The organism is Flavobacterium sp. FlaQc-30 (assembly GCF_044005885.1).
In the GTDB taxonomy this organism is placed as follows: Bacteria; Bacteroidota; Bacteroidia; order Flavobacteriales; family Flavobacteriaceae; genus Flavobacterium.
Window position 1 is genome coordinate 440,729 of record NZ_JBIPCO010000001.1, and the last position, 13,829, is coordinate 454,557.

Consider the following 13,829-nt stretch of genomic DNA (forward strand, 5'->3'; position numbering starts at 1 on the left):
TAAGGTGTGGGTTAAATACCAAAAACGGCTTTTGAATTTTGTGTTGTAATGTTGGCAATTTCTTCTTCAGAAACGTCGTATATATCGGCAAGTTTAGCAATTACATTTACTAAATAACTGCTCTCATTTCTTTTTCCTCTGTACGGAATTGGCGCTAAATAAGGCGAATCTGTTTCTAAAACGATATGTTTTAAATCGATTTGATTTAAAAACTGATCAATTTTTCCGTTCTTAAAAGTAACAACTCCCCCAATTCCTAACTTCATATTATAAGATATTGCCTGATGTGCCTGTTCTAAAATTCCAGAAAAACAATGAAAAATACCGAATAAATCTGTTGCTTTTTCTTCTTCCAAAACTTCAAAAATTTCATCAAAGGCTTCACGGCAATGAATTACGATTGGTAATTTGTATTGTTTTGCCAGTTGAATTTGTCTTTTAAAAGCAATTTGCTGCTCTTTTAAGTGCGTTTTATCCCAATACAAATCGATTCCAATTTCGCCTACAGCATAAAATTTTCGTTTAGACAATTCAGCTTCTACGTGTGCAAGTTCTTCTAGATAATTATCTTTTACATACGTTGGATGCAAACCCATCATCAGGAAAATATTATCTGGATAATTTTGCTCTAAATCATACATGGACTGTGTCGCAGCGGCGTCGATTGCGGGAATAAAAAAGCGTGTAATTCCGGCATCGATAGCTCTTTGAATCATTGCGTCACGATCCTGATCAAATTCTTCAGAATATAAATGGGTGTGTGTATCGGTAATAATGGGTTTCAAATTCAATTGTATATTTTTAAAGTTGTCAAAATTACGACAATATTAAAAGAATAGCAATTGTGTAAAATCAGCATACAGATTTGGCAGATTTACTTTCCTGAAAAAACAGACTAACTTAAAAAAACCTTTGCGAAAGTTTTAAACTTTTACAAAGGTTTACTAATATGTTATTAAAGCTTATCGCCCTGAGCGAAGTCGAAGTCCCGCAAAAAAAATAGACCCCCAATTCTTTTCTAATTGCTTATGTGGTCTTCGACTTCGCTCAGGAAGGCATGCTTTATTTATTTTCCTGTTTCAATAAAAGCTAAAGCACGATCTAGAACCTCGTCTTTTCCTTCTGAAATTCCTTTTAAGAATTGGTTAATAGCATAATATTGAAACCCGAAATTAGAGCATAATTTCTAATTTTTATTACGTCTTTACGTAAACTGCTGCTATAAATTCATTTATTTTTGATTATTAGCTCATTTACAGCACTAATACATCAAAAAACAGCATAAAAAAAATTCGCAAAGTATTTATTTCCTTGCGAATCTCTATTCTCTTTATTCGTTTACAACTTAATCCAGATCATTCAATAAATCCTGAACATCATCATAATCTTCATAATCCTGCGAAATAGTCTGAAGAATTTCTTTACAGCCTTTATAATCTTTTTGTTTTAATTTGGATAAGGCAAGATACCAAACGGCTTTGTCTTTATAAGCAGAAGCTCCCAATTTTAGTTCATTAAAAACCGTTTCAGCTTTTACATAATGACTTTCTTCTAAAAGTGAAACGCCATAGAAAAATTGTATTTCGGCTGTTTTCTGTTTTTGAAGAACGGTTTCAAAAAGCGGAATTGCTTTGTTGTATCTTTTTGCATTATACTCCATTTCGGCTTCTTTTAAAGCAGCATCAACTGTTCCTCTTTCCGTAAAAAAAGCTTGTTCAGGATTATTATAATCTGCAAAAGTTGGATTTTGGCTGTAATTAAAAAAGAACAATCCAAATAGAACAGCAATAGAAGCTGCAACAGCAAAATACCACGGTTTTAAACCTATAACTTTTGTTTTTTTATTGAAGTGTTTGTTTGAAATATTGGTCAGATTTTCTTTAAAAGCTTCTCGCTCCTGATCAAATTCAAACTTATTTGCCAGTTGAAGCTGTGTATTTTTGAAAGTCTCAAATTCTGATGCAAATTCTGAATCTGACAACAATTGTTTTTCAAAATCATTTTTAGCTTCAATCGTTAATTCGCCTTGAAGATATTGATCAAATAATATATAACGCTCTTCGTTCATGACTACTTATTTTTTAAAGATTTAAAGTTTTTTGCTTCCTGAATCCATTGCGTTAACTGACCCACGCATAACGATTTTTTTTTACGAACATATCCGTAAGTTACGTTTAGTTTTTCGGCCACTTCCTCCATTGATTTGATCGTAAAACTGAGCTTTAATAATTCTTGACACTTATCTCCCAATTTCTGGAACATGGTATCAAAAAGCTGTTGTTTCTCGTCAAAATCCTCGGTTTGCCCAATTAATTCTAAAGCAGATTCATTGATAGATACCGCATCTTCATTAATTGTTACCCCTTTATTGGATGTTTTTTTCAGCTCATTCAGCCATTTTCTTTTACACAATAAAAAGAAATAAGCATCAAACGGACAGGTTAACTGGAGCGCATTGGCTTTAGCCTGATTAAAAAGTAAAATCAACACGTCCTGAACCACATCTTGAGCCTGATCTCTATCGCCAGAATTATTCATTATAAACATAACAACTTTAGGAACAAACTTTTTGTAGATGGTCTGAATTACTGCCGAATCGTTTGAGGCAAGTCCTTCAATATACTTTTGATCCGGATGTACTTTGCTTTTATCCATAAAAAACTTTTTATCAGATAAAGTTAAAAAAGAATTTCAAATAAAAGGGTAACAATTGATTAGCGTAGTTGATATAAGAGAACAAATATCTTTTTAAAGGATAAAAAACTAAGCAAAAATGGAAATGTATCAATTTACTTCTGAAAAAACTTTGAATCAATTTCACGAAATGATTTCTGCTAAAACCCGAAATGGTTTTGTGATTGTAGAGCATAACGAAAAACTGCCTTACGTGGTTTTATCGAGAGAGAAAAAAGTGATTAAACATGCTTTGCATTTATTTCTTACCTGTCTCACTTTCGGACTTTGGTCTCTTGTCTGGATTTATTTAATCGTAACGCTTTCACGAAAGAAAAACATTTTGGTCGCGGTTGATGAAGACGGAAATCTATTTGAAGACAAATGTCTGTCTGCCTAAAATTAAAAAAATCAAAATCAGGGGTAACAATTTTTAAACCTCAAACATCTACTAATATAATAATCATTAAAACCAGAAATCATGAACACAAATTTTAAAACAATCGGGCTTTTATTCCTTTTACTAATTTCTTTTGTAAGCTGCGACACCAGCGATGGCGATAATCAAAATATTATTTTGCCGCCAACAGCTGCTGCATTTAAAAGCATCAGTGAAAAAGGTCTTAAAAAAAATACTCAAAACTTTACTATTACTGCAGGAACCGGCGTGGTAACTTTGACTTCTGCAAAAGGGGTGAAATTAACTTTAAACGGAGATTGTCTAACTAAAAATGGAAATCCTGTAACGGGGCAGGTTGATATTGAATACGTCGAACTTTTTGATAAAGGAAATATGCTGATTTCTAATAAACCGACTATGGGAGTTATGCCTGACGGGAAGAAAAATCTTTTGATTTCGGGCGGGGAATTCTTTATTAAAGCTACTCAAGGCGGTGTTGAATTAAAAACTTCCTGCTACATGAATTTAATTGTTCCAACGGCTTTAACAAACGGTTTGGATAATGCTATGACTTTATGGAACGGCGTAATCGATGAGCGCGGAGAACTGGCTTGGGAACAACCAAAACCAAATGCTGATGGAACTGGCGGTAAAGGCGGCGTGCAAGGCGAAGGCGCGAATTATTACGTTACTTTTGGAAAATTTGGATGGACAAATGTTGACCGTTTTTACAGTGATCCAAGACCTAAAACAACACTTTTGGTAAAAGCTCCTGAAGGTTATACTAATGAAAATAGTGCTGTTTATTTATCGTATGATGGTGAAGGAACAAATGCTCTTGCAAAATTAGACACCTATACTTCTGCAGGATTATTCAGCGAGCATTATGGTCAAATCCCGATTGGTTTAAAATGCCATGTGATTTTTGCAACTGAAAATAATGGGCAATGGCGTTACGCTATTAAAGGCGTAACTGTTGCTGCAAACGATGTTTATACTTTTACTCTTGCCGAAACAACAGTGGGCACAGAGGCGCAGCTGGTAGCGGCGATCAATGCAATCCAGTAACTTACGATTACTTTTTTTAAGAGAAAGTGATGATTTGCTCATCACTTTTTTTTACATTTAATCTTGTTTCAAAATTTACCCTGACGATTTTAAAACTAAAAACTCTCTAGTTATGAAACCAATAACGTCTGTTTTCTTTATTTTATTTACCGTTTTCGCGATTGGACAAACCAAAGTAAAAGACACCATAACCCGAAGAGCTTCTATTGGTTTTATCCAAAATGGAAATGCAGTTACTTTTAAGCCCGAAACGCCGCCGCTAATTCCTATTGCCGGTGCGCCAAAACCAAGTTATTCCTATTTATGGGAACTGGGCGATGGTCACTACAGTAAAGAAGCTGAGCCTAAACATGTTTACAAAAAGAAGGGAACATATACCACAAGACTTGCGGTAACGAATAATTATGATAATGGAAAACCTCCGGCAACGCGCCCGAAAAAAGTGGCTGTAAATGATGTTACGGATAACAATTTTAAAGATATTGCTTCTATCGCTGATCAAAATGGTTTTGCAATTTTAAAAAACTGTGATCCAATTCCAGAGCAGGAAATGGTAGTTGTGGTAGGTTACCAAAATCTGGAAAATTATGTTTCGAGCGGTAAACTGTATCTTTTTTATAACGAGAAACAGTTTAAGCATAATAATTTTGAATTGAGTGATTTTAGAACTTATGCTGGCGAACGTGAAATAAAAGAAAACTTAGTCGCTGCCGTCGATGATCTTGATGATTCTAATAATTTTACGGCTGCTGCCGAAAGTAATTTGAATTTTAAAAAATACCGAAATACTACAACCGAAGAAGATCTTGATGCTTCGCTTTTAGACGCTCATAAAACGTATCACAATGTTTCGGTTTTAGAATTTGATAATGCTGACCCGGGTGAAACCCGAAATGTTTTTTATACTTTTAAAACCACTCCCGAAATGATAAAAGATACTAGCGCAACAGTTACAATGCGTGGTATTTTTGTTCCGAATCGAAGTTATAAAAACCATAAGATTAAGAATCTTGAAATGGAAATTGTAACCTCTCACGATCCAAACAAAATGGGATCTAACGGAAGTTTTATGAATTACAGATTAGTGCGTTTTAAAAGGGTAAATTTTAAAACTCGTTTTCAAAACAATGGCGAAGGTCCTGCAAGAAAAATTCGTTTAGAAACTGATATTCCTGATATGTTCGACAAGAAAACATTCCAGATTGAGAGTATGTATCCAGAATGTCCTATTTGTCCAAAAGGTGAAGAACCAACGGTAAGCTGCCTTGATACGATTATTAAACAGAAACAAATTATTTTTACGTTTAAGAATATTTATCTGCCGGGAACGGAACAAAAAAATGTAAAGGAAAAAGACAGTACAAAAGGTTTTGTAAAGTACTCTATGAAATTTGGCGAAGATTTTCATAAAGTAAAAACCAAAAGCAGAACTTCGATTATTTTTGATAAAAACGAACCTATTATCACTAACTACGCTACTACTCGATTCCTGCCTGGAATTTCGATTGGTGCAAAAGCGGGTTATAATTTTTATCCTGATTTAGATAAATCGACTAGTTATTTTGTGGGCGCAACAATTTCGCCTTTTAAGTCGTATCGCTTTTACTGGCAGGTTGAATGGGTAAATGCTTTAAACCAATACAACAGCGCAGTCGATATTGTAAATGAAACTCGTGTCAATGCAAACGGAGTACGACAATTGCAGCGTACAACTACTACAACCGAAAACAAAAATATCAATTGGGAAGTTCCTGTTTTAATTCGCTACAACATCAATAATTATATTGGTATTGGCGCAGGAATTCAGGCTAATATAAATGTTTCGTCAGAACAACATCAAAATGTAAAAGTAGAAACTTTTGAAGGCGAAAAGGAACTGATTTTAATAGATACGAAAACAGCAACGAATACAGCTAAAAACTCTTTTTCAGGTTTTAATACTGGGCTATTGTTTGATTTAACGGCGGGTTTTGCCAGAATTGGGCCAAGCTTAGGCGCACGTTATGTAATTAATTTTGAACAAAATTTTAATTACTTTCAAGTTTATGGAATTTGGAAGTTTTAATTTTTTCTCACCATATAAGTAATGTAAACTCATCTTGCCTGCATTGTCTTATTAATACAAATGTCGCCCTGAGCGAAGTCGAAGGCTTTACAACTAAAAGATCTTCGACTTCGCTTAAACAGACAAACCTTTATCAACGCTATTTATAATATGAACTTGTATCGCTTATATGGTTTACTCTTTCTTTTTATAAATCTGACTGTTTTTGGACAGAATCAGGAGGATAAGATATATAATGCAGTCGACAGTTTCACGGCTCACCCTTCTGTTAAAGCAATACAAGATTTATCTACTATTGAAGCTGCTTTTTGGAAAAATCCTAATCCAAAAACGAAAGACGAATTACTGGCAATTGTGGTTCTAAACTGCAATAAAGGATATTATGAAAATTTGTTTGGGCTGACGCAAAATGCGGTTTCGAGTTATGAAAAAGCATGGCAGGTTTTTCAAAAACACAAACTTGGCAATTACGATATAATTGAATTCTGCCTGAAACCTTTGGGAAATTTATATACTGTTTTGGGCGATTATGATAGTGCTGAGAATACCATAAAACAATATTATTTTATTGCAAATACATCTAAAATTTATCCTGACGCACAAAAACAAAAATTTGCTGCCATTTTGAATTTATCGAATGTGTATCAAGGTTCTGGCAAAATTTTTATGGCGATTGAACTTTTAGAAAATACTCTAAAAACAGAAAACTTATCTAATTTGCAAAAAGGAATTTTGTGGAATAACCTTGGGAATAATTATTTACTAAGTTCTACAGAGAATTTAATACGCCCTGAAATTCTTAAAAAAGCTGAAAAAACTTTTGAAGCTTCAATAAAATATCTCGAAAAGGAAAAAGGTCAATCTGAAACTTTATCGAATTCTTATCGCAATCTGGCTTCGATGAACAGGCAATGGCAGCGATTTGATCTTGCAGATTCTTATATGCGAAAGGCTGAAAAACTGTTTTTAGAAACCCCAAATCAGCAGCCTAGAAAATTGGCGAAACTCTATTATGAAAAGGCTTTATTGTTTTTTAATGAGCGAAAATATGACGAAAGCTCAAACGAAATTACAAGGGTTTTTAAAACTTTAATTCCCAATTACAATTCAAAAAACATTCTACCAAACCAAAATCAATTGTATGCCGAAACTGTTTTAGCGGACGCACTTGATTTACAGGCTGAATTATTGAAATTTAAACAGCCTAAAAAAGCGCTGCAAGCTTTTGAACTTTCTTTTTACATCGAAGATTTATTGATGAATAGTCTGGTATACGAAAACTCAAAAATTTTAATGCAGCTGCAATCTCGAAATCGTATCGAAAAATGCATTTCGATTTATGATGAACTGTTTAAAAAAGAGAGTAAAATGCAATATCTAGAAGAAGCTTTTCAACTTTCTGAAAGAACAAAATCGGGTATTTTGCAGCGTTATCGATCCAATTTTAAAAATGCTTCGACGGAAGAAAAACAGCTTTTACAAGAACTTCAAAATCTTAACAATGCTATTTTAAAAGAACAGCAAAAAGGAAATTCGGCTAATATTTCAAGAATAAATAATTTTATAAAAAAGCAAAACGAATTAGTGATTTCGTTGAAAAAAGTACAGTTCAAAAGTGCTGATTATGTTCCTGAAAAATGTGATTTAAAAGGATTATTTTCAAAATTAGAAAAAGATCAAGCGGTAATGGTTTATTATTTTATGGGATTTGAAAATCAATATTTCTTTACTTTACAAAACAACACCATTAGCTTAAATCGCCTTAATACCACACATACATCGATTCCTAAAATTGTACAATTTGTAGATTATTTTAATGATGCAAACGCTATTACAAATGACATTTCCGGCTATAAAAAATGTGGTAAACAGGTATTCGATATTTTAAAACTGCCAAATAATTCCGTTTATCAAAACCTGATAATAGTTCCTGACGGCATTTTAAATTTTCTTCCGTTCGAAGCTCTAATTACACAGGAATCAAACACAACAAATTTTGCCAAAATGCATTATTTACTGAATGATTTCAAAATTGCTTATAACACATCGGCTAATATTTATTTGAATTCAAAACCTGTCTTAAAATCAGATAAAACGGTTTTAGGTGTTTTTCCAGTTTTCGAAAAATCACCTTTTGAATTGCGTTATTCGAAGAAAGAATTGGCGTCGATTCAAAATAATTTTAAGGGAAAATATTTAGAAAACGCTGATGCTACATTTAACAATTTCAAAAATAATGCTTCAAATTATTCGATTTTACATTTGAGCACGCACGCTTCTTCGGGTGATATTGAAACTCCGGCAAGCATCAAGTTTTACGATCAGGAAATTTTATATTCAGAATTGTATAATCTGCATATTAATCCTGATTTAGTAGTTTTGAGTGCGTGCGAAACTGGAATTGGAAAGTTGTATAAAGCCGAAGGCGCTATGAGTGTTGCAAGAGGTTTTCAGTTTGCCGGCGCACAAAATTTAATGTTTTCTTTATGGAAGGTAAATGATTTTACGACTTCGGTTTTTATGGCTGATTTTTACAAAAACGTCAAAAATAATGTTTCGTATTTTGAAGCGAATACAAATGCAAAACGGGAATATTTAAATGACAAATCGATTCCGAATGCAAAGAAATCGCCTTATTATTGGAGTTCTTTTGTGTATTACGGTTCTATTTCTGGAGAAGAAAAATCTGGAAATTATATCTATTATGTGATTAGCTTTTTGATTGTAATTGGCTTATTTTTGGTTTTCAATCAGTATCGAAAATGGAAAATCTTCACGAGGTTCTCAAAAAAGAGAAATACAAAAAAATAAAATTCAAAGTTACCAAAACACAGCATCTTTCTATAAAAGCGAAGATTAACGGTATATCTGGAAATTTCATTTTAGATACTGGCGCATCCAACACTTGTATTGGTTTTGAAAGCATTGAACGTTTTGAACTGGCTGCAAAAAAATCTAAAACAAAAGCTTCTGGCGCGGGTGGAACTGGAATGGCAACACAAATTTCGGCACACAATCATTTGCAGTTAGGAAGCTGGAAAAAGAAAGATTTCAGCATTGTAATTTTTGATCTTTCACACGTAAATGAAGCGTTAGAATCGTACAAAGCAAAACCAGTTCACGGCATTATCGGCGCTGATGTTTTACTTGAGGGTAAAGCGATTATTGATTATTTTAATCATTATGTGTATTTGAAATAAAATTCCAATCTTCAAAAAAACAAATAAAAAATCCCAAACTCCTTTCGGAATTTGGGATTTTTTCAATCTAAATTAAATCAACAATTAATGGGTGTGTTTCGGATTAAAACCGTCTTCACTTAATTCTGTCGGCACATAATCTGCAAACATTTCAGCTTCGTAATCGATTTTTTCTCCTTTAGAGAATTTATGAATAATTTTCTCCATAATATTATAAATTACTGGAACTACAATTAAAGTTAGGAATAAAGAAGAAATTAATCCTCCGATAATTACCCAAGCCAAACCGTTTTTCCACTCAGCTCCAGCTCCAGATGCTAATGCAATTGGAAACATACCAAATACCATCGCAATTGTCGTCATCAAAATCGGACGTAAACGAGCGTGGTTTGCTTGAATCAACGCTGTTCTGATCGATTCTCCAGCTGCTCTACGCTGATTGGTATAATCGACAAGCATAATCGCATTCTTACACACCAGACCAATCAACATGATGATCCCTAAAATGGTAAAGATATTCAATGAGTTGTTTGTTAATGCCAAGGCAAGCATCGCTCCAATAAACGAAAGCGGAATTGCAAACAATACTACGAATGGGTGCACAAAACTATCATACAAACTCACCATTACAAGGTAAACTAAGATAATTGCAGCTAATAATGCGATTCCTAAAGTACCAAATCCTTCAGATTGGTTCTCCATATCACCACCCCAAATATAGTTTACTCCAACAGGTTTTTTCAGCTTATCTAATTTTTCCTGCCATATTCCAACAATTGTTCCTGAAGGAACTCCAACGTTTTGTCCTTTTACAGTTACAGATGCTGATTTGTCTCTACGCTCTAACTGACTAGGTCCTGAACCTTCTGTAATATCTGCAAACTGAGACAATTTAATTTGCTGTCCAGCATTGTTTATGAAAATCAAGTTACTTACATCAGTAATACTTTTTCTGTCGAATGCGTTATATCTAATGTTGATATCGTATTCGTATTCACCAGCTCTGTATTTACCATCTGTATTTCCGCTAAAAGCAGTCTGCATGGTTAAACCAACTGTTTGAAGTGTTAATCCTAAAGCAGCCATTTTATCACGGTCTACTTTTACGTTAATTTCAGGGTTTCCGTCCTCAACAGTCAATTTAATCTCTGTTGTTCCAGGAATTTTACGTAATTCAGCTTCTGCTAATTTTGCAAATGCCATCGCGCTTTCTGTTGACGGACCTGTTACAATTAATCCTAATGTTGCATCTTCAGCAGTTCCTAAAATACCTACGGGAACCGTTTTTACTTTTGCTCCAACTAATACTTTTTCAAGCTTACGTTTAATTTTTGCCGCATAAACTGAGGCATCATCTTTACGATCTTTTTGATCGATCATTTTTACGTCAATCTCTGCTTTGTAAGCTGTAGCTTGCGATGCTCCAAAACCTTCTGAAGTTTGTCCTACTGTTGTAATTTGACTGTGAACATATTCTTCATTTTTAAGGAATGCTTCTGCTCTTTGAGTCATGAAGTTGGTTTGTTCTAACGAAGCGTCTTTTGGCATTTCGATTTGAACTAAGAACTCTCCACTATCAGATGATGCAAAGAACTCTCCTCCAATGAAACCTCCGCCCATTAATCCAACTGTTGAAACTAAGAAAAGCACAATTACAACTGCAAACGTTTTAATATAATGATCTAAACACCATGTTAACAAATGAGAAACCCAGTCTGTAAATCGTGTTAAATAACTTTCGAAACCAAGAATGATTCTTCCAAATAAATTCTTCCCTTCAATATGCTCTAATTTCCCGAAACGAGATGACAACCAAGGAATAATTGTAAATGAAGCCAACAATGACAACATCGTTGAGATAATTACAGTAACACAGAATTGTGTAATAATATTAGATACTAAACCAGAACTCATCGCGATTGGCAAGAATACCACCACAATTACTAAAGTAATCGAAGTTACTGTACCACCAATTTCTGCAGTTCCATCATAAGACGCACGAATTCTGCTCTTACCCATTTCCATGTGCCTGTAGATATTTTCTAATACCACAATCGCATCATCGACCAGAATACCAACAACTAGAGACAATCCTAATAAACTCATTAAGTTCAAAGTATATCCCATTAAATAAATACCGATAAATGTAGCAATTAACGATGCAGGAATAGATACCATTACAATCAATGAGTTTCTAATACTGTGCAGGAAGAACAACATTACAAAGGCAACAAGTACTACTGCAATCAATAAATCGTGTACTACAGAATCTGCTGCTTCAAGTGTAAATACTGTACTGTCTTTTGCAACTTCTAATTTTAGTTGATTTTCTTTATAATCTTTTTCAAGAGTTGCAATTGTTTTTAATAAATGCTCACTTACCGCAACAGCATTTGCATCAGATTGTTTTACGATTTGTAAAACGATTGCACTTTTTTGATCTACACGTGATATTTTCTCCGCAATTTTTTGCGTATCCTGAACATCAGCAATGTCACTTAAACGAACTTGTATTCCGTTTTGAGAAGAAACTACTAAGTTTCTTAATTCTTCAACACTTTTATATTTACCCGCTAAACGAATTAATATTTTTTGATTACGAGTTTGGATATTTCCTGTTGGGAAATCTAAGTTTGACGTTAAGATATTTTGTTGTACCTGTGGAACTGACAAGTTGTAACCTTGCATTTTTACTGCATCAAGATTTACTTGAATTTCACGCTCTGATCCACCAATAATATTTACCTGAGCGACACCTTGTACACGAGATAAAATAGGCGCAATTTTTTTGTCAATTAAGTCATAAAACGCAGCTTCGTCCATTTTTCCGTTAGCACCAAGCGTCATAATTGGTAAATCACTCAGCGAGAATTTGGTCAATGCCGGCGTTTTAACATCATCTGGTAAATCACTGATGATCGCATTAATTTTTCGCTGTGCATCGTTCAAAGAGAAATCGACTTTTGCGTTTGATGTTAATGTAATCGATACGATGGATAAACTTTCGTACGATTTAGAGTCAATTTTCTTGACATTTTCTAAGGATGCGATCGCGTCCTCAATTTTCTTGGTCACAGTATTTTCAACCTCACTTGGAGAAGCTCCAGGATAAACGGTAGAAATGGTAATAACGTTTTGTTCAAACTTTGGGATCAGCTCGTAGCCTAGCTGGCTGTAACTGAACAATCCACCAAGTGTTAGAATCGTAAACAATACAATTACTAACGACGGACGTTTTATGGATATTTCGGCTAATTTCATATTTGTTGCTTTATGCTGTAGGCTGTACGCTATGGCTTTAGGCTTTTAAAGGGCTTAAAGCTTATAGCTTACGGCTTAAAGCCTATAATTATTTAATAATTTCTACTGTATTTCCGTCTTGTAAGTTAATCTGTCCTGTAACGATTACTTTTTCTCCATCAGATAAACCATTGATAACTTCAACTTTATCACCCAAAATTCTACCTGCAGTTACTTTTCTTAGTTTTGCAATACCATTTTCAGCTACAAAAATTTCGTTGCTGCTTACACTTCCAACAAACGCGTTTCTAGGTACAACCATCATGCTTTGTTTTTGTTGTTTTGATGCAAAATTTGCAGTTCCGTACATACCTGCTTTTAGGTCGTTGTTGGTGTTGTTTGTAATTTCGATTTCAACAGGAAAGTTTAAAGACTCATCAGCTTTTGCAGCAATGAAAGTAATTTTTCCAGAAAAAGTTTTATCAGGATATACACTTGCAGTAATATTAACATGATCTCCTAATTTTAAACTTGTTACTTGATTTTCGTTTACAGTAACAATAAGTTTTAGTTTAGAAACATTTACAATATCAAACAATGCAGTTGCAGGCATACCTGTTAAGATAGATCCCGGCTCAATGTATTTTTTATTAATAAAACCATTAATTGGTGCTTTTACTTTAGTATCTCCAACATTGATATTTGCTTGTTTAAGATTAGACTCAGCATTTGTTAAAGCTAATTTTGCCTGATCTAATTGTTGTTTAGTAACACCGCCTGTTTTAAACGCATTTTCGTATCGGCTGTAATCAGATTTTGCATTTTGATATGCTGCTTGTGCTTGTTGTGCACTTACATTGATTACATCACCTCTCATGGTTAACAACGTTTGACCTACACGTACATAATCACCTTCTTTAGCCAAAACACTGATTACTTTTCCAGATTTCTCAGCTGAGAATGTTAATTCTTGAATAGGCTGAAAGTTTCCGTTTGCAACAAAATCTAATGAAACTTCTTCTGTTTTTACCGGTGAAACTTTTACTGAAACTGCTGCATTTTTTTCTGCAACAATATCTGTTTTTTCTTTATTTTCTTTCTTATTATTATTTAAGACATACCCAATCGCCCCCAGTGCTGCGATTATGATTACGATTGTTATAATAGTTTTCTTCATTGTAAT

10 protein-coding genes are annotated in these 13,829 nt (G+C 33.8%); 5 read left to right on the top strand and 5 right to left on the bottom strand.

The window, feature by feature from the left end; translation table 11 throughout:
- Positions 1-11: 11 nt before the first annotated feature.
- The 3 genes from ACHRV0_RS01885 to ACHRV0_RS01895 form a co-directional block, all read right to left on the bottom strand.
- On the bottom strand, positions 12-791 hold the full coding sequence (locus ACHRV0_RS01885) for a TatD family hydrolase (RefSeq protein ID WP_395439730.1): 780 nt from the start codon (positions 789-791) through the stop codon (positions 12-14).
- Positions 792-1,345: 554 nt separating this feature from the next.
- Positions 1,346-2,068 (bottom strand): tol-pal system YbgF family protein, encoded by a 723-nt coding sequence (locus ACHRV0_RS01890; RefSeq protein WP_395439731.1) that lies wholly within the window; start codon positions 2,066-2,068, stop codon positions 1,346-1,348.
- A gap of 2 nt (positions 2,069-2,070) precedes the next feature.
- Positions 2,071-2,655, bottom strand: coding sequence for an RNA polymerase sigma factor (locus ACHRV0_RS01895; RefSeq protein WP_395409903.1), 585 nt, complete (start codon positions 2,653-2,655; stop codon positions 2,071-2,073).
- 118 nt (positions 2,656-2,773) lie between these two features.
- Between ACHRV0_RS01895 and ACHRV0_RS01900 the strand changes: the two genes are divergently transcribed.
- The 5 genes from ACHRV0_RS01900 (at position 2,774) to ACHRV0_RS01920 (ending at position 9,406) form a co-directional block, all read left to right on the top strand.
- Entirely contained in the window at positions 2,774-3,073 is a 300-nt protein-coding gene (locus tag ACHRV0_RS01900) for a hypothetical protein (protein WP_395439732.1), read from the top strand.
- Positions 3,074-3,154: 81 nt separating this feature from the next.
- The gene (locus ACHRV0_RS01905; protein WP_395439733.1) at positions 3,155-4,141 is read left to right on the top strand and encodes a hypothetical protein; all 987 of its coding nucleotides are present in this window, start codon (positions 3,155-3,157) and stop codon (positions 4,139-4,141) included.
- 112 nt (positions 4,142-4,253) lie between these two features.
- Positions 4,254-6,206 (top strand): PKD domain-containing protein, encoded by a 1,953-nt coding sequence (locus ACHRV0_RS01910; protein ID WP_395439734.1) that lies wholly within the window; start codon positions 4,254-4,256, stop codon positions 6,204-6,206.
- Positions 6,207-6,356: 150 nt separating this feature from the next.
- Positions 6,357-9,017 carry a CHAT domain-containing protein gene (locus ACHRV0_RS01915; RefSeq protein WP_395439735.1) on the top strand — a complete coding sequence of 887 codons (2,661 nt, stop codon included), beginning with the start codon at positions 6,357-6,359 and terminating at the stop codon, positions 9,015-9,017.
- Positions 8,969-9,406: a retropepsin-like aspartic protease gene (locus ACHRV0_RS01920; RefSeq protein ID WP_089059546.1), complete on the top strand. Its 438-nt coding sequence runs from the start codon at positions 8,969-8,971 to the stop codon at positions 9,404-9,406. The genes ACHRV0_RS01915 and ACHRV0_RS01920 overlap by 49 nt, the downstream gene beginning before the upstream one ends.
- Before the next feature lie 84 nt (positions 9,407-9,490).
- On the opposite strand, the gene ACHRV0_RS01925 is transcribed toward ACHRV0_RS01920, so the two are convergent.
- Positions 9,491-12,667 carry an efflux RND transporter permease subunit gene (locus ACHRV0_RS01925; protein ID WP_129022558.1) on the bottom strand — a complete coding sequence of 1,059 codons (3,177 nt, stop codon included), beginning with the start codon at positions 12,665-12,667 and terminating at the stop codon, positions 9,491-9,493.
- 88 nt (positions 12,668-12,755) lie between these two features.
- On the bottom strand, positions 12,756-13,823 hold the full coding sequence (locus ACHRV0_RS01930; RefSeq protein ID WP_089053715.1) for an efflux RND transporter periplasmic adaptor subunit: 1,068 nt from the start codon (positions 13,821-13,823) through the stop codon (positions 12,756-12,758).
- Between the last annotated feature and the right edge of the window lie 6 nt (positions 13,824-13,829).